15 protein-coding genes and 6 tRNA genes are annotated in these 20,969 nt (G+C 61.5%); 4 read left to right on the plus strand and 17 right to left on the minus strand.

The genetic code is table 11. The annotated features are described in order from the left end of the window. Positions 1-273: 273 nt before the first annotated feature. The 5 genes from lon to ISP18_RS03435 all read right to left on the minus strand — a co-directional run bounded on the left by lon (position 274) and on the right by ISP18_RS03435 (position 6,786). The gene (gene lon, locus ISP18_RS03415; protein ID WP_380017029.1) at positions 274-2,790 is read right to left on the minus strand and encodes an endopeptidase La; all 2,517 of its coding nucleotides are present in this window, start codon (positions 2,788-2,790) and stop codon (positions 274-276) included. A 265-nt stretch (positions 2,791-3,055) separates the two neighbouring features. Then, positions 3,056-4,357 carry an ATP-dependent Clp protease ATP-binding subunit ClpX gene (clpX, locus tag ISP18_RS03420; RefSeq protein WP_380017031.1) on the minus strand — a complete coding sequence of 434 codons (1,302 nt, stop codon included), beginning with the start codon at positions 4,355-4,357 and terminating at the stop codon, positions 3,056-3,058. A gap of 105 nt (positions 4,358-4,462) precedes the next feature. Then, positions 4,463-5,092, minus strand: coding sequence for an ATP-dependent Clp endopeptidase proteolytic subunit ClpP (gene clpP, locus ISP18_RS03425; RefSeq protein WP_380017033.1), 630 nt, complete (start codon positions 5,090-5,092; stop codon positions 4,463-4,465). A gap of 236 nt (positions 5,093-5,328) precedes the next feature. After that, positions 5,329-6,621: a trigger factor gene (gene tig, locus ISP18_RS03430; protein ID WP_380017035.1), complete on the minus strand. Its 1,293-nt coding sequence runs from the start codon at positions 6,619-6,621 to the stop codon at positions 5,329-5,331. A 79-nt stretch (positions 6,622-6,700) separates the two neighbouring features. Continuing rightward, positions 6,701-6,786, minus strand: a tRNA-Leu gene (locus ISP18_RS03435). 481 nt (positions 6,787-7,267) lie between these two features. On the opposite strand from ISP18_RS03435, the gene ISP18_RS03440 reads away from it, so the two are divergent. Then, positions 7,268-7,471 carry a DUF6229 family protein gene (locus ISP18_RS03440; RefSeq protein WP_380017037.1) on the plus strand — a complete coding sequence of 68 codons (204 nt, stop codon included), beginning with the start codon at positions 7,268-7,270 and terminating at the stop codon, positions 7,469-7,471. A 114-nt stretch (positions 7,472-7,585) separates the two neighbouring features. Further along, positions 7,586-10,426: a type 2 lanthipeptide synthetase LanM family protein gene (locus tag ISP18_RS03445; protein WP_380017039.1), complete on the plus strand. Its 2,841-nt coding sequence runs from the start codon at positions 7,586-7,588 to the stop codon at positions 10,424-10,426. A 170-nt stretch (positions 10,427-10,596) separates the two neighbouring features. Here the strand turns inward: ISP18_RS03445 and ISP18_RS03450 are convergent. The 8 genes from ISP18_RS03450 to ISP18_RS03485 all read right to left on the minus strand — a co-directional run bounded on the left by ISP18_RS03450 (position 10,597) and on the right by ISP18_RS03485 (position 14,330). Next, positions 10,597-10,672 (minus strand) — tRNA-Lys (locus ISP18_RS03450). A 14-nt stretch (positions 10,673-10,686) separates the two neighbouring features. Continuing rightward, a tRNA-His gene (locus ISP18_RS03455) sits at positions 10,687-10,763 on the minus strand. A 14-nt stretch (positions 10,764-10,777) separates the two neighbouring features. Next, positions 10,778-10,854: transfer RNA gene (locus tag ISP18_RS03460), tRNA-Arg, on the minus strand. Positions 10,855-10,878: 24 nt separating this feature from the next. Further along, positions 10,879-10,955: transfer RNA gene (locus ISP18_RS03465), tRNA-Pro, on the minus strand. 167 nt (positions 10,956-11,122) lie between these two features. Next, positions 11,123-11,199, minus strand: a tRNA-Arg gene (locus tag ISP18_RS03470). A 166-nt stretch (positions 11,200-11,365) separates the two neighbouring features. Next, positions 11,366-12,169: an amidohydrolase gene (locus ISP18_RS03475; protein ID WP_380017041.1), complete on the minus strand. Its 804-nt coding sequence runs from the start codon at positions 12,167-12,169 to the stop codon at positions 11,366-11,368. Further along, positions 12,157-13,299, minus strand: a complete 1,143-nt coding sequence (locus ISP18_RS03480) for a pyridoxal phosphate-dependent aminotransferase (RefSeq protein WP_380017043.1) — start codon at positions 13,297-13,299, stop codon at positions 12,157-12,159. Before ISP18_RS03480 ends, ISP18_RS03475 begins: the two co-directional genes overlap by 13 nt. Before the next feature lie 41 nt (positions 13,300-13,340). Next, positions 13,341-14,330 (minus strand): LysR substrate-binding domain-containing protein, encoded by a 990-nt coding sequence (locus tag ISP18_RS03485; protein WP_380017045.1) that lies wholly within the window; start codon positions 14,328-14,330, stop codon positions 13,341-13,343. Positions 14,331-14,444: 114 nt separating this feature from the next. Between ISP18_RS03485 and ISP18_RS03490 the strand changes: the two genes are divergently transcribed. Continuing rightward, complete coding sequence (locus ISP18_RS03490; RefSeq protein ID WP_380017047.1) at positions 14,445-15,026, plus strand: FMN-dependent NADH-azoreductase; 582 nt, start codon at positions 14,445-14,447, stop codon at positions 15,024-15,026. A gap of 120 nt (positions 15,027-15,146) precedes the next feature. Here ISP18_RS03490 and zipA read toward each other — a convergent pair whose 3' ends face one another. From zipA to ISP18_RS03510, 4 genes are all read right to left on the minus strand, one after another. Continuing rightward, positions 15,147-16,136: a cell division protein ZipA gene (zipA, locus tag ISP18_RS03495; protein ID WP_380017049.1), complete on the minus strand. Its 990-nt coding sequence runs from the start codon at positions 16,134-16,136 to the stop codon at positions 15,147-15,149. A gap of 17 nt (positions 16,137-16,153) precedes the next feature. Continuing rightward, the gene (gene smc / locus ISP18_RS03500) at positions 16,154-19,663 is read right to left on the minus strand and encodes a chromosome segregation protein SMC (RefSeq protein WP_380017051.1); all 3,510 of its coding nucleotides are present in this window, start codon (positions 19,661-19,663) and stop codon (positions 16,154-16,156) included. Between the two features lie 134 nt (positions 19,664-19,797). Beyond that, the gene (locus tag ISP18_RS03505) at positions 19,798-20,058 is read right to left on the minus strand and encodes a BolA family protein (protein ID WP_380017053.1); all 261 of its coding nucleotides are present in this window, start codon (positions 20,056-20,058) and stop codon (positions 19,798-19,800) included. Then, positions 20,055-20,357 (minus strand): YciI family protein, encoded by a 303-nt coding sequence (locus ISP18_RS03510; RefSeq protein WP_380017055.1) that lies wholly within the window; start codon positions 20,355-20,357, stop codon positions 20,055-20,057. The genes ISP18_RS03505 and ISP18_RS03510 overlap by 4 nt, the downstream gene beginning before the upstream one ends. 288 nt (positions 20,358-20,645) lie before the next feature. On the opposite strand from ISP18_RS03510, the gene ISP18_RS03515 reads away from it, so the two are divergent. Continuing rightward, a complete protein-coding gene (locus tag ISP18_RS03515; protein ID WP_380017056.1) occupies positions 20,646-20,966 on the plus strand; it encodes a hypothetical protein in 321 nt (106 codons plus the stop codon). The last annotated feature ends 3 nt before the right edge of the window (positions 20,967-20,969 follow it).

Raw genomic sequence — 20,969 nt, forward strand, 5'->3', positions numbered from 1 at the left:
GCGGGAAAGGACATGGGAATCGTGCAGGGCGCTGCCACGCAGACCCGCATCGCTGTGCATCGGCTTAAAGCGCAGGATGACGGTGAGCCTTTATACCAGCGCCCCCCAGGGTCCGCAATACAAGCAATACCAACGCATTGCAGCGGTTCAGCGGTGCGTATTCGCGCACGGCGAGACGCTATGCAAACGCCGCCCGGTCGTGCTATGCGCAAACACGAAACAGGCGACACGTGGAACGTGCCGCCTATCGCAGATCATTGATACACGGATGAATCAATGCGGCCGAGCGGGTGTTTCGGCCCCATCTTCGTGCTGCTGAGGCACCGCCTCGGTCGTCGTGGCGGATGCCGCAGCGGCTTCAGCGGGTTCCTTGGCCGGCAGCGGCTGCAGCGGATGCTCCAGCGCAATGTCGAGCACCTCATCGATCCAGCGCACAGGATGGATGTCCAGCGAACTGGTGATGTTTTCCGGAATATCGGCCAGATCCTTGCGGTTCTCGTCCGGAATGATCACGGTAGTGATGCCACCGCGATGCGCCGCAAGCAGTTTCTCCTTCAAGCCGCCGATCGGAAGCACGCGACCGCGCAACGTGATTTCACCCGTCATGGCCACTTCGGAGCGCACCGGCACCTTGGTCAGCGCCGACACGAGCGCGGTGCACATCGCAATGCCGGCACTCGGGCCGTCCTTCGGCGTGGCGCCTTCGGGCACGTGGATATGCAGGTCGAATTTCTCGTGGAAATCCGGATCGATGCCGAGCTGGTTGGCGCGCGCGCGCACCACCGACAACGCAGCCTGGATCGATTCCTTCATCACATCGCCGAGCTGGCCGGTGTGTATCTGACGTCCCTTGCCCGGCACGATCGATGCTTCGATGCTGAGCAGATCGCCGCCGACCTGCGTCCACGCCAGGCCGGTGACTAGACCGACTTCGTTTTGTAGTTCCTTGCGGCCGAAGTCGAAACGACGCACACCGAGATATTTCTCGAGGTTGTCGGAATTCACCTTCACCTTGCCAGACACAGCCGCCTTTGCTTTCTTCTTCTCGACCTTGGCAGGCTCGGCGCCGTCCTTGAGCTCGCCCAACGTGATCTGCTTGACCACCTTGCGGCAGATCTTGGAAATCTCGCGCTCCAGATTGCGCACGCCCGATTCGCGCGTGTAATAGCGCACGATATCGCGCACAGCTTCTTCGTCTATGGAAACTTCTTCGGACTTCAGGCCGTTCGCCTTGACCTGTTTCGGCAGCAAATATCTCTGTGCGATCGCGAGCTTTTCATCCTCGGTATAACCCGGAATGCGGATGACTTCCATACGGTCCAACAAGGGGCCTGGAATATTCAGCGAGTTCGCGGTGGCGACCCACATCACTTCGGAAAGATCGAGATCGACTTCCAGATAGTGATCGTTGAACGTATGGTTCTGCTCCGGATCGAGCACTTCCAACAGCGCCGACGAAGGATCGCCGCGGAAGTCCATCGACATTTTGTCGATTTCATCCAGCACGAACAGCGGGTTCTTGCTGCCGACTTTGTTCATGTTCTGCACGATGCGGCCCGGCATCGAACCGATGTAGGTGCGGCGATGGCCACGGATTTCGGCTTCATCTCGCACACCGCCCAGACTCATGCGAACGAACTTGCGGTTGGTTGCTTTGGCGATCGACTGGCCGAGCGAAGTCTTGCCCACGCCGGGAGGGCCGACGAGGCACAGGATCGGACCCTTCATGCTGCTAACGCGCTGCTGCACCGCGAGGTATTCGAGGATGCGCTCCTTCACCTTCTCCAGGCCGAAGTGATCGGCATCCAGCACTTGCTGCGCGAGTGCGAGATCTTTGCGCACCTTGCTGCGCTTCTTCCACGGCACACCGATCAGCCAGTCGAGGTAATTGCGCACCACGGTGGCTTCGGCGGACATGGGCGACATCTGCCGCAGCTTGCCGAACTCCTGCCGCGCCTTGGTGAGCACGGGCTTGGGCATGCCGGCGTCTTCGATCTTCTTCTGCAGTTCTTCGATTTCGTTCGGGCCTTCCTCGCCCTCGCCCAGCTCCTTCTGGATCGCCTTCATCTGTTCGTTGAGGTAGTACTCGCGCTGGCTCTTTTCCATCTGCGACTTCACGCGGCCGCGAATGCGCTTTTCTACCTGCTGCAGATCGATTTCGCCGTCGACCAAGCCGATCAGCAATTCCAGACGCTGACCCACGTCCGCGGTTTCCAGCACTCTCTGCTTATCGGCCATGCGCACAGAAAGATGCGCGGCGATGGAGTCGGCCAAGCGCGAAGGATCGTCGATGCCCGACAGCGTCGCCAGCACTTCCGGCGGCAGCTTGCGGCTCTGCTTGACCAGTTGCTCGAACAGCGACACCAGCGTGCGCGATACGACGTCCAGCTCGCGCTCTTTGATGTTGTAGACGGGCTCGATGACGCGCGAACTCGCGGTGAGCATGCCGTTTTCGTCGTGGTACTCCTCGATCGCCACGCGCGACTGACCCTCGACTAGCACCTTTACCGTGCCATCGGGAAGCTTCAGCAGTTGCAGCACGCCGGCAAGCGTGCCTATCTGGTGCAGATCCTTGATGGCCGGATCGTCGATATCCGGACTCTTCTGCGCAACCAGCAGGATCTGGCGTTCACCTTCCATCGCGCGCTCAAGCGCACGCATGGATTTGTCGCGCCCCACAAACAGCGGAATCACCATGTGCGGGTACACGACCACATCACGCAGCGGAAGTACCGGCAGTACATCCAAAGCAGCGCCAGTAGTGGTGGGGATTGCGGCACTTTTTGCCATCGCTGGGAGTCTCTCGCGAATAAGGTTTGGACAATCTTTGAACGGCTGTCCTGGCCGTTCTTCAGCGCCAGCCGAATCCGGTTACACAACCGAATTCACGCGGCACACCCTGTGCCGCTGTGCTGGCGACCCCGACACTGCGCCGAGGCCACTAACTCGTCAAGTGGAGGCGTGGTAGGGCGCATACAAGAGTCAGCCCTGTCACAGAAAACATACGGCCCCGGCGGAAACCCGCCGGGGCCGTGATAGGCCATTACGCTGGCGATCAGGCGGCTGCGTCGCCGCTTTCGCTGCTGATGCGTGCCTGTTGCTGCAAGTTTCCGCGATAGATGAGATACGGCTCGGCTTGGCCTTCGATCACCGCATCATCCACGACCACCTTGCTCACATGTTCCAGCGAGGGCAGCTCGTACATGGTGTCCAACAGTACTTGCTCGAGGATGGTGCGCAGACCACGGGCGCCCGTCTTGCGCTTGAGCGCCTTGCGTGCAATGGCCTGCAGCGCTTCCGGACGGAATTCCAATTCCACGCCTTCCATTTCGAACAGCTTGCGGAATTGCTTCGTGACAGCGTTGCGCGGCTCCGTGAGAATTTTCACCAGCGCAGGTTCGTCCAGCTCATCCAACGTGGCCACCACGGGCAGACGGCCAACGAATTCCGGAATCAGTCCGAAGCGCACTAGATCCGCCGGCTCCACTTCGGCCAGCACCTTACCGAGATTTTCGGTACGTTCTTTCGAACGCACTTCGGCGGAGAAGCCGATGCCGGTGGTTTCAGAGCGCTGCTGGATCACCTTTTCAAGGCCGGCGAACGCGCCGCCACAGATGAACAGGATGTTCTTGGTGTCCACCTGCAGGAATTCCTGCTGCGGATGCTTGCGACCGCCCTGCGGCGGCACAGAAGCCAGCGTGCCTTCGATCAGCTTGAGCAGCGCCTGCTGCACACCTTCGCCGGAGACGTCGCGCGTGATGGACGGGTTTTCGCTCTTGCGCGAGATCTTGTCGATCTCGTCGATGTAGACGATGCCCGACTGCGCCTTCTCCACGTCGTAGTCGCACTTCTGCAACAGCTTTTGGATAATGTTCTCCACGTCCTCGCCCACGTAACCGGCCTCGGTCAACGTGGTGGCATCGGCAATGGTGAACGGCACGTTGAGCAGGCGCGCGAGCGTTTCGGCCAGCAGCGTCTTGCCCGAGCCGGTCGGGCCGATGAGCAGGATGTTGGATTTGCCCAGCTCGATATCATCGCTGCGCTGGCGCGACTCCATCCGCTTGTAGTGGTTGTAGACCGCGACGGCCAGCGCCTTCTTGGCGCGCGTCTGCCCGACCACGTACTGGTCGAGAGTCTCCATGATCTCTTTGGGCTTAGGCAGCTGGCTGCGCCCGGAGGCGGCTTTCTCTTCCAGCTCCTCACGGATGATGTCGTTGCACAGCTCCACGCACTCGTCGCAGATGAACACGGATGGACCCGCGATCAGCTTGCGCACTTCGTGCTGGCTCTTGCCGCAGAAGGAGCAGTAAAGAATCTTGCCGCTGTCGTTGGAACGGCCCTGCCGCTCGTCAGTCATTCGTTTGATCCTGCTGGAAAATCCCGGTACGGGTCGAGAATAGCACAGGGTCCCAAATCCGCACCCGGACGCGGGACCCCGTTATGGATGAAGCATCGGCCGTAATCAGGCCGACTTAACCGTTTCGACGGCACGCCGGTCGAGAACGGCGTCGATCAGCCCGTATTCCTTGGCCTGCTCAGCGCTCATGAAGCGATCACGCTCCATGTCACGCTCGATCCTTTCCAGGGACTGACCGGTGTGGTGGACGTAAATGTCGTTCAGCCGGCGGCGCAGATACAGGATTTCCTGGGCCTGGATCTCGATGTCGGTGGCCTGACCGCGCGCGCCGCCCGAGGGCTGGTGGATCATCACGCGGGAGTTGGGCAGCGAGTAGCGCTTGCCCTTGGCGCCTGCCATCAGCAGCAGCGAGGCGGCGCTGCAGGCCTGTCCGACGCACATCGTGCTCACGTCAGGCTTGACGAACTGCATGGTGTCGTAGATTGCCAGGCCCGCGGTGACCGCGCCGCCAGGGCTGTTGATGTACAGATGGATGTCCTTGTCGGGGTTTTCCGACTCAAGGAACAGCATCTGCGCCACCAGCAGATTGGCTACCTGATCGTTCACTTCACCGACCAGGAAGATCACGCGTTCCTTCAGCAGGCGCGAGTAGATGTCATACGAACGCTCGCCGCGAGCGGTCTGCTCGACGACGATCGGCACCAGGTTGAGGTTCTGGATCGGGTCCATGGCCATGCGTGCGGCACTCCGGATAGGGGACTAATGGCGATTCGTATGATCGAGCCAGACTAGCAGGTCGGGAAATCCCTCCGCTAGCGAAGCCGACGAAACCACCCGCAAATCCAGCATGTTTTTGCATGCTCGATTCGCGACGCTCAGGTTCGAACTAGGATCGAACGTCGTGCGTTGGGAAGTGCGAGAGGGCACTCCCTTCACGCTCTGGCGGGTTCGCCGGGCCTGATCGAATCGTCTCAGGCGCCGACCGGACGCATTACTTCGTCGAAGCTCAGGTTCTGCACGGTGGTCTTGGCGTGCTCGGCCACCCACTCGGCTACCTGATCTTCCATGACGCGGTTCTGCAGCCCCGACATCAACTGGGGATCGCCATTGTAGAGTTCAATGACCTTCTCCGGCTCCTCGTAGGTCGAGGCGATCGCGGCGAGCTGCTCGGCCAGGCGCGTGCGATCCAGCTTCAGCTCGCTCTTGCGGGCAATCTCGCCCATCAGCAAGCCGGCGATGACGCGCAGGCGCGCGGCAGGCACGGCGGCATCCACCAGCTGCGGCGGGGGCTGCTGGCCGCGCGGCACACTGCCAGCCGCCAGGTTGCGCGCTTCGCCCTGCACCATCAGGTTCGGCACTTCCAGGTCGCCGTAAGCCTGGGCCAGCTTTTCGGCCACGTGGGACTTCAGGCGCCCCATCAGTGCGGCCTTGAGTTCGCGCTCCAGGTTGGAGCGCACTTCCTTGCGGAAATGCTCCAAGTTGCCGTCGTCGATGCCGAACTGCTTGATGAACTCGGCATCCACTTCCGGAAGCTTCGGTTCCTGCACCTTCACGATCTTGAAGCTGACCTTGGCGGTCTTGCCGGCAAGCTGGTCGTTGCGGAAGTCGGCCGGGAATTCGATGTCGTTCTCGAACACTTCGTCGGCCTTGTGGCCGGTGAGCGCACCGTCCAGCGCCTTGAACAACGTGCCGGAGCCCAGCACGCTGCCGGCACGTTCCTGGCCCTCGGCTGGGAAGCGGTAGTCGCCGGCCACGGCGTCGTATTCGAACATCACGAAATCGCCCTCGGCGGAGGGGCGCTCGACTTCTTGAAAACTGCGGCGCTGCTGACGCAAGGTTTCGATCATCTTCTCGACGTCGGCGTCGGTCACTTCAGCGACCGGCCGGGCGACTTCCAGCGCGGAAACGTCGATTTCCGGGAATTCCGGCATCACCTCGAAAGTGGCCGTGTAGGCAATCTCGCCGTTTTCCGGCTGGCCGGTGGTGTCGATGGCCGGGTTGGCGACGGGGCGCAGATTTTCCTTCTCGAAGGCCTCGCGCAGCGTGCTGCCGATCAGGTCGGAGAGCACCTCGCCACGCACTTGCGCGCCGAAGCGCTGCTGGATCACGTTGGCGGGCACCTTGCCCGGACGAAAGCCTTTCAGGCGCACCGTGCGGCTCATCTCGGTGATGCGCGCGCTGACCTGCGACTCGAAGCGCTCTGCCGGAAACCTGACCGTGAGCTTGCGCTCGAGCTTGCCGACATTTTCAACCGAAAACTGCATGACGTCTCCTGGAATATCCTGTAATGGTCCGTAACGGCACCGCGGTGGCACGGCCGCCCGCAAAATCAAGCGCAAGGTGTGGTGCGAAAGAAGGGACTCGAACCCTTACGGGGGTTACCCGCTGGAACCTAAATCCAGTGCGTCTACCAGTTCCGCCACTTTCGCATCGTTCGCCGGACTGCAAGCTGCGGATTATCAAAGACTTCCCCGGTCAAACTCTAGACCGTCGAACGCCTGCCCTGCCGCGACCTGGGCGATGACTACCTTGCGCCAAAGCGACGCATTTTACGGTTCATCCACGGCCCAGCACAAGCGCATAGCGCCCGAACTCTAACGGTTGATGCAATGCAAAATTGAACCCATCGCGTCTGCTCGCCTGGTTATAGCCATAAAGATTCACCGTCTTTTTTTGACAGCCATTCCAAGCTCACGCACCGTCGATTGACATCGCGGTTGCCCACGGCGCAGGTTAATGCCGGTTTGCCCGTAACCGCTCGCTTGCAAGGGATCGTCACCCGTGGGCAAACCGTGTGTCCATGTGTGTCAACGTTCTGAATCGGCTCGGATTCGGGAGCCGGGGCGACATGTGGCTTCCGACATCCACGCCTTCGCTGTTCTAACTCTTGCTTCGCAAAAGGAGATAGTTATGCAACAGATTGATGAAGTCGTTTCGAGTTGGCTGAGTGGTGATGAAGGCCTGGACAATCCCGCAGGCCCGCTTTACATCGAAGGTGCTGCCGCGACCGAAGCGGCACTGACCGATCCGGGCATTGGCAAGGTGCTTATCTCGGGCGCCACCTCGTGCTCATACAGCGGCAAACTTTGCGCGAGCATTTGCTTCTGCTGTTGATCTGACCTGCCAACGCGCAGCGTCCCTTTTTACTCGTGCCATGCGCTGCGCGTTGGCACTTCATCTGTTTCCGGTGCATGCGTTTTTTCCACAGCCACAGCAAGGAATCTGTCTGTGTCAACGACGGCCGAAACGAATACATCCGATTCTTTTGCCCCCGTTATCCTGAGTTTCACCACGCCCGTTCGCGCCATGTTTTCCGCAAGGCTAGCCGAGCTTTCATCGGCGCTGGCGCCCGGTGAAATGGAACTGATCAGCAATGCCGCAGAAGATGCGCTCAACACCAACGCCAGCCTCAAGCTCAATCGCGTACTGTTGCTAGAGCTGCATGCTGCGAAGCGCATGGGCGAACTCACCGCGCCCGATGAAGCGGGCCGCTTCGCGCAGTTCGTGGAACAGGCGCTTCAACCGCAGTTCCTGGATCATCTGAACCATCGCTACCCTTTTCTGCACGAACGTCTTTCGCGCGCATTGAATGCGCAACGCCGCGCCATCGAAGCGCTGGTGACAAGGTTCGTCACCGATCGCGGGCTGCTTGCACAACTCCCCGGCCATCCGAAAGGATGCCTGATCGCGTTGCGCCTGGGCCAGGGCGATCTGCATGGCGGCGGCCAATCGGTGGCGCGGCTGTCGCTCGAAGGCGGCGAAGTGATCTACAAGCCGCGGTCGTTGCGCATCGACCGCGTGCTGGAAACATTTCTGGCGCGCATCTTCGGCGACGATCCGCAGCGTATTTGCGCGCCTGCCGTGCTTGAGCGCGGCGACTATGGCTGGGCCGCGTTCGTCGCGCACCGCTATTGCAATAGCGACGAAGAGTTGCGCGTGTTCTATCGCAACCTTGGGCATTGGCTGGCGGTGCTGCGTCTGCTCGGCGGCACCGATATTCATCAGGAGAACCTGATCGCCTGCGGCCCAGTCCCTGTGGTAATCGACGTGGAAAGCCTGTTTTCCATGCTGCCCAAGGCCGAGCCGTCGCCCTACGGCGACGCCTACGATGCGGCCGCCGAACTCATCCGCAACTCCGTATTGCGCACGGGCATCGTGCCGTACCGCGCTCCAGCGCTGGGGTTTTTCGGCGTTGATATGTCGGCCGCCGGCGCGCTGCCCGGGGAGCAGCCGCAGGTGCATATTCCCGTCATTGCACAGGAAGGCACGACGGAAGCACGGCTTAAGATCATCGACGCGGATGTGCTGCCGGCGCAGAACCATCCGAGTCCAGAACCCCACGTATCTAAATACTGGAATTACATCAGCGACGGATTTCTCGACGTCACTTCGCGGCTGCAACAATTGGACGCCAAGAACGAGCTCACTCCCCTGCTCGTCGATTTCGAAGGCTGCCAGGCGCGCGATATTCGCCGCGCCACGCAGGCTTACGTGGAAATCGGCCGCATGCTATGGCATCCCGCTTCGCTGCATGATGAAGCAAAGGCGATCGAGCGCGCATGCGATCTGCTGACGCGTAATGCGGCAGTGGTACCGCAAGCACCGTCGACACCGGCGGAAATCGCTGCCGAAATTGACGATCTGCGTTATGGCGACGTGCCGATTTTCGCCGCGCCTTTGACGCGCACGCGCATCGACGAGGCCGCGGCCGACTGGCGCGCCATGCGACTAGAACTGGAAGAACTCACCGTGCGCAGCGCGCTCGTCGCCACGCATCTGAATCTCTCCGACGACCAACCGGAAGACGACCGCGCTGCACGTCGCTATGCGGCCCGTCATCCGTACGTCGATCATCTCGATCAGCGTCGGCGCAAGCTGGCCGCCGAGGCGGTGGAGCGTTTGTTGCGGCTTTCCGTGCGCGGCAAGGACGGCTCGATCACCTGGATCACACCAGAAGTGAATCGCGCCGGCTGGCAAGTGCAGCCGCTGGCCACGGATCTTTATTTCGGCCTGGCCGGCGTGGTGATCGCGCTGGCCGGCTACCTTCACGAAACCGATCGCGGGCACGCCGATCCGGTAGCCGGCATCGCGGAAGCGCTGGAAGGTTCGCTACATGTTCTGCAAGCGATGGAAGCGGACGAGACGCAGGAGCTGTCCGGCGGCTTTACCGGCTTCGGCGCGCAGATCTGGACGTGGCTGACCTTGCATGATCTGCAACCGCGTCGGGAGTCACTTGAGCGCGCCATCCATTTCGCCGAAGCCCTGGAACGTCTGGGTTTCGAAAGCGACAAAGCATTCGACATTCTTGGCGGCGCATCCGGCGCGATTTCACCCTTGCTGGGATTGGCAGATGCGACGGGCGACCAACGCTGGCTCAACCTGGCTGCGCGCGCGGCGAATCATCTGGAAGCGACCGCCGTTATCCGTGACGACAGCGCCCACTGGCCGACCGTGCGCACACCCGACCCGATCGGCGGCTTTGCGCACGGCTCCATGGGCATCGCCTGGTCGCTGGCACGGCTGGTGCTGACCGGCGCAGGTAACGATGCCGATCGCACGCGCTGGATAGCACTAGCCGATCGCGGTTTTCATCTCCAAGCTGAGCAATTCGACGAGACGATCGGCAACTGGTTCATCACGCAACAAGGCGTACGCCGAGAGAGTTTCCACAACTGGTGCTACGGCAGCGTGGGCATCGGCATGGCCGCCGGTGATCTTTATGCGCGCAGCGGTGATTCGAAATATCTGCAGACGCTGCGCCGCGCCGTCGCCGGAGCGCGAGACAAATGGGGCTCCAGCCACACGCTCTGTCATGGCGACTTCTCGCTGTGGGAACTGTTCGTGCGCGCGGCGAAATGGGATCCGGAAGGCTGTCCGCTGGAGCCGATTCATCCTGTCGCACGCGTTGTCTCCGCCATCGAGGAACATGGCGGCATCGTCGGCGGCATGGCGCGCGATGCGTTCACACCGGGACTGATGACTGGGCTGGCTGGGGCGATCCATAGCCTTAATCGGATGCATCCGGAGTGCGCGCTGCCTTCGCCGTTGTTGCTGGAGCGGCATGCGTAGACCACTGTGCCGACTTCAAGAGCGGCGACAAACGGACGGAAGACGAAGACATCCAGCTGACTAAGAACCTAGCCAAGCAGTGGAGCGAAGCAGCCGCTGAAACCGCGCCTCAGCGACATTTGCGACAAGCAAATAAAAACACCCGGGTTTCCCCGGGTGCCTGATTTAGCTGGTGGGCCGTGTAGGATTCGAACCTACGACCAATTGATTAAGAGTCAACTGCTCTACCAGCTGAGCTAACGGCCCAGAACTGCTTGAATTGGGGTGGACGATGGGACTCGAACCCACGACAACCGGAATCACAATCCGGTACTCTAACCAACTGAGCTACGCCCACCGTAATCACGAAGCTGGCGCGCCCGACAGGAATCGAACCTGCAACCGTCGGCTTAGAAGGCCGATGCTCTATCCGGTTGAGCTACAGGCGCTTTGACTCAAAGCAGAACACCTGATGGTCGGGGCAGAGGGATTCGAACCCACGACATCCAGCTCCCAAAGCTGGCGCTCTACCAGGCTGAGCTATACCCCGATTTTCGAAACCCGATCGACATTTCGCGACCTGAGCTTTGAAATGCTACGGGTGACACTCTGGCCCGTCAATCCGTATCGAACACGCCGGACTTCTTTGTCCGGTTTTTCGCAGACGGTGTTCTGCCTGCACAGACACGACTTGAACAAACATCATGCCTGGTAAATTGGCGCGCCCGGAGAGATTCGAACTCCCGACCACCAAGTTCGTAGCCTGGTACTCTATCCAACTGAGCTACGGGCGCGTGGTAAACCTTACTTTGCCTTGGTCACCCGCCGAAATCGAAAGACGCCGAAGCAAGAAGCGGAATTATTCAGGTAGACGGCACGGTCGTCAATACTCTTTGTGAAGTTTTTTTGAAGCGCCGCGTTCATATGACGGAAACCTGAGCGCTTTGCCGAGGACACCGCTCACTCCAAGTTGAGCGTGAAATCGTCGGCATCCATCCAGGCCGGAAAACGCTCACGATGCTGCAGCAAGGGCGCCGGATCGATCGCCACGGTCACCACTTGCTCTTGCGAACCAAGCTCGATCAGCGGTTCGCCCACCGTATCGATCACCGCACTGTCGCCGGCATACGGCAAATCATTGCCATCCACACCTACGCGGTTCACGCCGATCACATAGGCGAGGTTTTCGATGGCGCGTGCCCGCAGCAGTGTGCGCCACGGCTGCCTGCGCGGCGCGGGCCAGTTGGCGACGAACAGCGCCAAGTCGTAATCCATGCCGCCGGCCGCCGACGCCAGCCGACGATTGCGCAACCACACGGGAAAGCGCAAGTCGTAGCAAACCTGCGGCAGGATGCGCCAGCCTTTCAGTTCGACGATCAGACGCTGCGACCCACCGCCGTAGCGCGTGTGTTCGCCTGCCATGCGGAACAGATGGCGCTTGTCGTACTGCGCATAGGTACCATCCGGACGCGCCCAAATCAGTCGGTTGTAGACCTTGCCGCCTTCGCGAATGGCGAGGCTGCCGGTAACGACGGCATTCACCTCGCCCGCCAGCGCGCGCATCCAGGCCACGCCTTCGCCATCCATATCTTCCGCACTGACGCGCGTGTCGTTGCTGAAGCCGGAGAGCAACGTTTCCGGTAGCACGATCAGATCGCTCTGCCCTGCCACGCGCCGTGCCAACGCACCGTAGTACTCGCGATTGGCAGGTGCATCGTGCCAGCGCGTGGCGCCTTGCACGAGCGTGACATTCAGAGTTTGCATAGACGCTCCGCAGCGGCCTCCATGGTGGCGTCGCTCTTGGCGAAACACAGGCGCACCAGATGCGTGCCTGGCGCCTTCTCGTAGAACGGCGTCAACGGAATAGCGGCCACACCGCCCTCTTTCACCAGCCATTCGCAGAACGAGACGTCATCCTGGTCATGGATGGCCGAGTAGTCGACTAACTGGAAATAACCGCCGGGCACGTCCAGCAACTTTAGACGCGACGGTGCCAGCAAATTGCGGAAGCGATCGCGCTTGGCCTGGTAGAAAGCCGGCAGCTCCAGGTAATGCTCTGGCGTGCTGGCCAGGAATTCGGCAAACGCCACCTGCGCCGGATGGAAGGTGCAGAACGTGAGGTACTGATGCACCTTGCGAAATTCGGCGGAAAGTTTCGTCGGCGCCACTGCGTAGCCGACTTTCCAGCCGGTGCAGTGATACGTTTTGCCGAAGCTGGATACCACGATGCTGCGTGCGGCCAGTTCCGGATGGCGCAGTACGCTCTCATGCGCGCCGTCGTACACGATGTGCTCGTAGACCTCATCCGACAGCACCACGATCGGCGTATCGCGCACGATGTCTGCCAGTTCGTCGAGATCCTGCGCCGAGAGCACCGCGCCCGAAGGATTGTGGGGGCTGTTGATCAAAATCATGCGCGTGCGCGGCGTGATCGCATCGCGCACGCGCTGCCAATCAATCGAGAAGCTCGGCACGGTCAGCGGAATATGCACTGCACGCGCGCCCTGCAATTCGATAGCGGGCTCGTAGGAATCGTAGGCCGGATCGAACACGATCACTTCCTCGCCAGCGCGCACCACCGCTGCAATGGCAGCGAACAGCGCTTCCGTCGCGCCGGAAGTAACCGTGATATCGCTATCAGGACTCACCTTATGCCCATACAGCCGCTCGGTCTTCAGTGCGATCTGCTCGCGCAGTGCAGCGGTACCGATGCCCGGCGCGTATTGGTTAAGCCCATTGTTCATCGCGCGAGTCAGCGCGTCGCGCAACGCCTGCGGTGGTTCGAAATCGGGAAAGCCCTGGCCGAGATTTACAGCCTTGTGCTGCACGGCCAAGTGACTCATCACGCTGAAGATGGTGGTGCCTACTTTCGGAAGCTTGGTTTCGATGGTCATGGGCGGCGGTATGGATGGCTAAACGCGAAGACTAACACGGGTCACACGGAAGGCTGGCCGGACGAATCCGGCTGTTTGAGCGGACGCTTGCGGCACTCTTCATGACTCAGACGCGCCGCCTCCGGCAAGCGTTCGGCCAGAAAATCCACCAGCGCGCGCACGCCCGGCATCATGCCGCGGCGGCTCGGATAGACGAAATGCATGATGCCCTGCGGCGCACTCCACTCCGGCAGCAAGATCTCCAAGTCGCCGTTGGCGATGGCAGGTGCGCACAACGATTCTGGCAGCAGGGCAACGCCTATGCCGCTACGCGCAGCCTCAAGCAGCACCGCAAAATCGCCAGTGATGAGGCGTGCCTGCACTTCCACGCTGACACGTTCGCCATGGGCGTCGAACAGTTCCCAGATCTGCGTACCTTCATGCTCCTGCATGGACAAAGCCGGCATGCGCGCAAGATCCTCCGGATGATTGGGATAGCCGTACGTCTTGAGCAGCCCGGGACTTGCTACTGGAAGCACGCGCGTCTGACCGAAGCTGCGGATGATCATGTTGGCATCGCTGTCGAGCTTAGTGCGCACGCGAATGGCCAGGTCGTAGCCCTCGCCGATCAAATCCACGCGTCGATTGTTCGAAAGCACCCGCACCTGCAGCTTGGGATACTTCGCCATGAATTCCGGCAGGATACGGGCCAGCACCGTTTGCGCGACCGAGATGGGGCAGCTCAGCCGCACCACGCCGCGCGGCTCGGCGCGCAATTCGTCCACCGCTTCTTGCGCAGCCCGTGCTTCCTCTAGCACGGCACGGCAATGGCCGTAGAACCGTTCGCCCACCTCGGTGACCACGAAGCGGCGCGTCGTGCGCTGGAGCAGCCGCACGCCGAGGCGATCCTCCAACTGGGCGATGCGCTTGCTCAGTCTCGACTTGGGCACGCCTAGCGCACGTCCGGCTGCGGAAAAACCGCCGTGCTCCACTACGGACGCGAAGAAGTACAGATCGTTCAGGTCCTGCATGGCACCTGGCAAAGCGTTCATTGCTGTTTCCCTATGGGAACAATACGTTCCGAAAGCCCTATCTTATCGTCGGTTCGTTCCGAATCTATCTTTAATCCCAACGTCGGGCCGTCCGACTTGGACCGAGATATCACCATGAAACTCCTGCATCTTGACGCAAGCTCGCTGGGCCAGCACTCCGTATCGCGCGAACTGAGCGCCGCAATCGTCACCCAGCTTGCTCAGGAAATCCCTGCATTGCAGATCACCTACCGTGATCTCACCGCGCAGCCCCTGCCCCATTGGACCCCGGTGGTCGACGCCGAAAGCACGGCAGCGAAGCTCGGGCAGCAGGTGATGGACGAATTCCAGGCGGCCGACGTAATCGTCATCGGCGCACCTATGTACAACTTCTCGATTCCCAGCCAGCTGAAAGCCTGGATCGACCGCGTGGTAGTAGCTGGGCAGACCTTCCGCTACACCGAGAACGGTCCTCAGGGACTGGCTGGTGGCAAGCGCGTGATCGTGGCTTCCAGCCGCGGCGGTGTATACACCAGCGGCCCGGCGGCCAGCTTTGATTTTCAGGAAAACTATCTGCGCGCCGTACTGGGTTTCATCGGCGTCACCAACGTGGAGTTCGTCCGGGCTGAAGGTTTGAACCTTAGCGCTGACCACAAGGTAACGGCGATCGCTTCGGCACGCGAAAGCATCGGTTCTCTGGCGACCAAAGCTGCCTGATAGAGCGGCTTCCCCTCCCCGCTTCTTCGGAGCGCCCGGTTGGGGGCGCTCTTTTTTTCATGCGAGAAATGTGGAGGCAAACCCCTCTCTCCTCGAAAAAGGGGAGCAGAGCTGCGGCGATCAACGGCCGAAGCGAATCTCGCCACCGTCGTGTTCGCGGTCCCAACCGCGTAGTTCGTCGCGGATGTGCGCAATGCGCTGGCGACCGAGTGCGTTGCGCTCCTCGTCGAGTACCTGGCCATCCAGCAACTCGGCCAGACGCTGCGCGGCGGGCAGCATTGCATCCCATGCGTCCAGCGCGGTTACGGGACCGGGCAGCGTCATGAAGAAACTCAGGCCCGGTGTGCGTAGCGCATCGAGTCGGGTCAGATCGAAGCTGCCGGGCTTGACCATGTTGGCCACGCTGAAGATCGGCCCCGCTTCGCGCTTGCCATCCACCAGGCGGTGGTAGATGCCCATGTCGCCGTATTCCAGGCCCGCCTTTTCGGCTGCGACGATCAGATCCGCGCCGTTGAAGGCCATGCCTTCGCGCGCCATCACGAACAGGCTCACGATGCGCTCCACCGGCATCTGCGCAGGGCGCTTGCCCAGGTCCGAGCGCGGCGGAATGCGCGGAGCGGATGCTGTCGACGCAGGCGTTGGCACGGGTGCCGGCGCAGGCGTGGCGACAACCGGCTGTTCGACCGGCGCGACACGGACCGATTCCGGCTGCGAAGGCGAGCGCAGCATTTCCACGATGGAAGCGGACTGTCCAGTGGGCTTGGGATTGTGCGCGTGCTCGTGGCGCTGATCGGCCAGCGTGGCGCCCAGTTTTTCCAGTTCCGAGCGCAGGTTCACATCCAACAATTCGCCCTGCTGCGGCTCAGGCTCCCTGAACAGCGGGTCCAGCCGATCAAGCGCGTCGTCTGTGAAGGCGTCGTTCTCATCGCTGGGCTCGCCCAGCGTGGGCTCGCGCCGTTCCGCGTTCGGTTCGGGGGCGAGACGCCGCTTGCCTTGTTCTTTCCTCGGCTCGCCGAACAACCACACCAGCACCAGCACAATCAGGCCGACGATGGCCAACGGAATGCCGACCCATGGGTTCCACGCAACGGCTAATTCGGATCCAAGCATGATGTAAGTCCTCAACCTCAGGCAGCTCCGGCCAGTTTGGTCGCCTCGGCAAGATCGACCTGCACGAGGCGTGAAACGCCCGGCTCACGCATGGTAACGCCGCAGAGCTGGCTGGCCGCTTCCATGGTGGCCTTGTTGTGTGAGACGAAGATGAACTGTACCTTTTCGCTCATCTCGCGCACCATATTCGAAAAACGGCCGACGTTCGCTTCGTCGAGCGGTGCGTCCACCTCGTCCAGCAGACAGAACGGCGCGGGATTCAGCGCGAAGATGGCGAACACCAACGACACCGCGGTCAGCGCCTTCTCGCCACCCGACAGTAGCGTGATGTTCGACACGCGCTTGCCGGGCGGACGCGCCATGATCGACACGCCGGTGCTGAGCAGATCATCGCCTGTCAATTCCAGATACGCGTGACCGCCACCAAACAGCCGCGGGAACAGTTCCTGCACGCCGGCGTTGACGCGATCGAAGGTTTCCTTGAAGCGCTGGCGCGTTTCGCGGTCGATCTTCTTGATCGCATTTTCCAGTGTTTCCATCGCGCTGGTAAGGTCGGCGAGCTGATTGTCCAGGTACGTCTTGCGCTCGCTCTGCTCGGCGTGTTCCTGGATCGCCGCCAGATTCACTGGCTCCAAGCGCGCGATCTTCTGGCCAAGGTCGGCAAGCTGCTGGCGCCACTGCGTCGCATCGACGTCTTGCGCCAGTTCGCCGAGCAAGGTTTCCAGATCGAGGCCCGACGCGGCGATCGCTTCGGCCAGCTGATCGGCGCGCATCTGCAGCGCCTGCGCGGCGAGTTTCTTTTCGGACAGGCTTTCACGCAGGCCGGACAGTTCCTGCTCCAGGTTATGGCGCTGTTGTTCCAGCTTGCGCATCTCGATGTCGCAATCTTCCAGCGCGCGACGCGCTTCCACCAACTGACGATCCACCAGCAGGCGCTGATCGAGGTAGGTCTGGCGCTCGGATTCCAGTTCGGCGATCGGATCGGAGCCGGCTTCCAGTTGTTCGGTGATTTCAGTGCGGCGCGATTCGATCTGGCGGATCTGGTTTTCCATGCGCGCCAACGCCTGTTCCAGCGAGGCGAGCGAGGAACGTTTTGATTCCAGACTCAACGCCAGCGCATGCGCCTGGTCAGCGGCTTCGCGCGCGTTCATGCGCGCTTCCTCGCGTGCTTCCAGCCAGGCGCGGCGTTCGTTTTCCAGCTCGCGACGCTGATCTTCCAGATCGCCCATGTTGTTGACGGACTCGTCCAGCCGCGCACGCGCTTCGCGCGTCTGCGTCTGCAGTTCTTCCATCTGCTCGAGCAGTGCCGACAGTTCGCCGGCTACTTTCTCGGCACGCGCACGCGCGGTTTCCACCTTCCCGCGATGGCCCTGCAACTGGCCGGCGAGTTCGGACTGGCGGCGATGCGCGTTGTACAGCTCACGCTGCGCATCGTCGCGCGCGCGTTCGGCTTCGAACTTGCTGGTGCGCAAGGCATCCAGGCGTGCGCCAGCTTCCTCGATGCGCGCTTCGAGCGATTCCACCTGCTCTGTCAGCGTGCGTATCTCGCGCTCGCGTGCGAGCACGCCCACCTGGTTGCCCTGCGCGCGACGCACGCTGGCCCAGCCCGGACCCAGCCATTCGCCGGTGCGCGTAATGACCGATTGATACGGCGCCAGCGCAGAAAGTCCCGAAACGCGGCGATGTGCTTCGTCGATGTTTTCCGCGATAAGCACGTGGCTGAGGATAGTCATGGCCGCGGCCGGACCGCGCACGTGTGCAGCCAGCGTGCCGGCAGTAGCGGCACCGCCTTCCGTCGCATCGAGCAAGGCCACATCAGCATTGCTCAAGCCGGGGAATTCCTTGGCAAGATCGTGCGCGCCATCCACCAACACGCTGTCGATGAAACCGGAAAGCACGGTTTCCACCGCAGTTTCCCAGCCGGCTTCCACCTGCAACACTTCGCCGAGGCGGCGCTTCTTGTCCAGACCGAATTGCGATAGCCAAGCGCTGGCGGCGCTTTCTTCCTGACCCAGCGCGGCGTGTTGCAGCGCTTCGAGCGAAGCCAGACGTCCGCGCGCGGTTTGCAACTGCTGGCGTGCATCGTTGAGCGTGCTTTGCACCTGGCGCTCTTCGTCGAGCACCTTTTCATGCGCCAGCTTGTGCTGGTCGAGCATGCCGCCGAGCGTTTCGACGCGCTCGCGCTGCGTGTCGTGTTCGTTATGCAGTTGCTCGGCCGCCGCATCGAGCGCGTCGACGTCGGTGGCTTTCTGCTCGGCTTCTAGCGCATCTTTGCGCTTGGACAGATCCACCGTCTGACGGTCGAGGTACGCCAGCTTGGTGCGTTCCACTTCGGCAGCGCGGCTCGCTTCGCCGGCGGTGCGCGTGTAGGTGTCCCAGCGTTGCTGCCAGTCAGCCAGCTTGGTTTCGGTTTCGCGCAGCGAATCGGCGGTTTCATCCTGCATCTGTTGCAGGGTTTCGAGCTTAGGCTCGCCTTCGGCCAAGGCCATGCGCAGGGTTTCGACTTGCTCGCGGTCGGTCGAGATGTGCTCGGCCAATTCGACATGCTCGCGCTCGGTATCCTGCTGCGCGCGTTGCAGGCGTTCGGCGGTTTCCTTGTTGAAGCGAACTTGTTGTTCGACGCGCGCGATTTCGGCACCGACTTTGTAGACGTCAGCCTGCACCTCGTTCAAGTGCTCGCTGGCTTCTATGTGGCGCTCGCGTACGCTTTCGATCTGCGATTCGATCTGGCGCTGTTCGGCCAGCCGTTTTTCGATCTCGATTTCGGCGACGGAAAGGCCCTGCCCCTGACCATCGTGCTGGCTCTTGAGGCCGCGATATTCAAGCGCGCGCAGTTCGGCTTCCTTGCGCGTCTGTTCTTCTTTGTAAGCTTTCCAGCGCTCAGCGGCGCGCGCCTGGCGGTTCAAGTGCTCAAGCTGCTTGTCTACTTCGTCGCGTACGTCACGCACGCGGTCAAGGTTTTCGCGCGTGGCCTTGATGCGGCTCTCGGTTTCCTTGCGGCGCTCTTTGTATTTAGAGATGCCGGCCGCTTCCTCCAGATGCATGCGCAGCTCTTCCGGATGCGCTTCGATGATCTGGCTGATCATGCCCTGCTCGATGATCGAGTAGCTGCGCGGCCCCAGGCCTGTACCGAGGAACAGATCAGTGATGTCACGACGACGGCAGCGCGCGCCATTGAGGAAATACGCCGACTGCCCGTCGCGCGTCACCTGGCGCTTCACCGAAATCTCGGCGTACTGGCCGTATTCGCCCTGAATGGTGCCGTCGGAGTTGTCGAAGATCAGCTCCACCGAAGCCTGTCCAACCGGCTTGCGCGCACTGGAGCCGGAGAAGATCACGTCGGTCAGCGAATCGCCACGTAGGCGGCTAGCCGCGCTTTCGCCCATCACCCAGCGGATGGCGTCGATGATGTTGGACTTGCCGCAGCCGTTAGGCCCCACCACACCGGTCATGTTGGTGGGTAGATGCAACGTGGTCGGGTCGACGAAAGACTTGAATCCGGCGAGTTTGATCGTGGTTAGGCGCATGCAGATTCAGAAGCTCGAAAGTGATGGCCCGCTGACGCGGGCGATGGGTCACTGTGCCAAACGTGGGACAGCGCCGCAATGCGTGGAGAACGATCAGGCAATGCGAGGAATGCGCTGCAAACGATTGATCAGGCTCACTCAGGCGCTTTCGCGTCGATCGACAACGCGTGGATGCCATGGTCCATCAGCTCGCCGAGCGCCGCGTATACCAGCCGATGCCGCTTGATCGGCAACTGGCCTGAGAAAGCCGCACTTACCACACGCACATGGAAATGCCCCTTTCCCTCGTTGGCATGGCCCACGTGCTTGTAACCCTCATCCACAACCTCCAGCTCGATCGGCTGCAGCGCATCCGTCAACCGGCGGCGGATTTCCTCGACCATCGCGGTCGTCATGCCGGCAACGCCTTGCGGAACGGCTTAACGCTGACGCTGGCGTACACGCCGGCATCCATGTAGGGATCGGCCTTGGCCCATGCTTCGGCGTCGGCCAGCGAGGTGAACTCGGCCACGATCAGGCTACCGGTGAAGCCGGCCGGGCCGGGCTGCTCGGCATCGATGGCCGGAAATGGCCCCGCCAGCAACAGGCGCCCTTCTGCCTGCAACGCCTCGAGGCGCGCCAGATGCTGAGAACGCGCGGCCAGACGGCGCTCCAGCGACTCAGAATGATCCGTGCCGGTGATGCAGTACCACATGTATCGGGCTCCTCCGGGGAATCGGCGAGTTTAGCCGACTGCCCGTCCAAGCCGCAGGGTGATGCCTGTCAGGTGCGTTCTCTGACACCCTCCGCTGCCCGGCCGGCCTGCCGCCACGCATGCTTGTTCCCACCCTGGAAATGTCTTCCGAACCCAGTCGCAGAGCCATCTTCGGCCGGTCATGGGTATCTAGGCCATCAGTCATAGCAAGTCATTGTTGACGTCCTCGAAGATGGTGTTATAGTTCACTACAACACCGGTCCACGAGATCACTAAAGGAGAGCAGACATGAAAGCGCCGAACCCGATCGCCATCACTGCCGCGGTTCTGTTCACCACGGTTAGCCTGATCGCCCTGAGCCCCAACACTCCCAAAGCCCCCACGTCCGAGATCAACGGCATGAAGGTAATCACCCTGCCGACGGTCGATGTACGCCCCACCGCCGAAGACCAGCGCGCTGCCGCCATGCTGACCACCGCCAGCCTCGCGCTTGCCAATTCGCCGCTCGCCAGCAAGGCCGAAAGCGGTGCCAGCCTGCTCGGAGCACAACTGACCATGCCCTACTATTCGTTTGGCTCCACCAAGCTCGCTCGCATCAGCAAGGAATAAATC

The organism is Dyella humi, from assembly GCF_044904605.1.
In the GTDB taxonomy this organism is placed as follows: Bacteria; Pseudomonadota; Gammaproteobacteria; order Xanthomonadales; family Rhodanobacteraceae; genus Dyella_B; species Dyella_B humi.

Excerpts from the sequence above, each read along its gene's own strand:
- lon (WP_380017029.1), bottom strand. The coding sequence starts at position 2,790 with ATGGCAAAAAGTGCCGCAATCCCCACCACTACTGGCGCTGCTTTGGAT.
- clpX (WP_380017031.1), bottom strand. The coding sequence starts at position 4,357 with ATGACTGACGAGCGGCAGGGCCGTTCCAACGACAGCGGCAAGATTCTT.
- clpP (WP_380017033.1), bottom strand. The coding sequence starts at position 5,092 with ATGGCCATGGACCCGATCCAGAACCTCAACCTGGTGCCGATCGTCGTC.
- tig (WP_380017035.1), bottom strand. The coding sequence starts at position 6,621 with ATGCAGTTTTCGGTTGAAAATGTCGGCAAGCTCGAGCGCAAGCTCACG.
- ISP18_RS03440 (WP_380017037.1), top strand. The coding sequence starts at position 7,268 with ATGCAACAGATTGATGAAGTCGTTTCGAGTTGGCTGAGTGGTGATGAA.
- ISP18_RS03475 (WP_380017041.1), bottom strand. The coding sequence starts at position 12,169 with ATGCAAACTCTGAATGTCACGCTCGTGCAAGGCGCCACGCGCTGGCAC.
- ISP18_RS03480 (WP_380017043.1), bottom strand. The coding sequence starts at position 13,299 with ATGACCATCGAAACCAAGCTTCCGAAAGTAGGCACCACCATCTTCAGC.
- ISP18_RS03485 (WP_380017045.1), bottom strand. The coding sequence starts at position 14,330 with ATGAACGCTTTGCCAGGTGCCATGCAGGACCTGAACGATCTGTACTTC.
- ISP18_RS03490 (WP_380017047.1), top strand. The coding sequence starts at position 14,445 with ATGAAACTCCTGCATCTTGACGCAAGCTCGCTGGGCCAGCACTCCGTA.
- zipA (WP_380017049.1), bottom strand. The coding sequence starts at position 16,136 with ATGCTTGGATCCGAATTAGCCGTTGCGTGGAACCCATGGGTCGGCATT.
- smc (WP_380017051.1), bottom strand. The coding sequence starts at position 19,663 with ATGCGCCTAACCACGATCAAACTCGCCGGATTCAAGTCTTTCGTCGAC.
- ISP18_RS03505 (WP_380017053.1), bottom strand. The coding sequence starts at position 20,058 with ATGACGACCGCGATGGTCGAGGAAATCCGCCGCCGGTTGACGGATGCG.
- ISP18_RS03510 (WP_380017055.1), bottom strand. The coding sequence starts at position 20,357 with ATGTGGTACTGCATCACCGGCACGGATCATTCTGAGTCGCTGGAGCGC.
- ISP18_RS03515 (WP_380017056.1), top strand. The coding sequence starts at position 20,646 with ATGAAAGCGCCGAACCCGATCGCCATCACTGCCGCGGTTCTGTTCACC.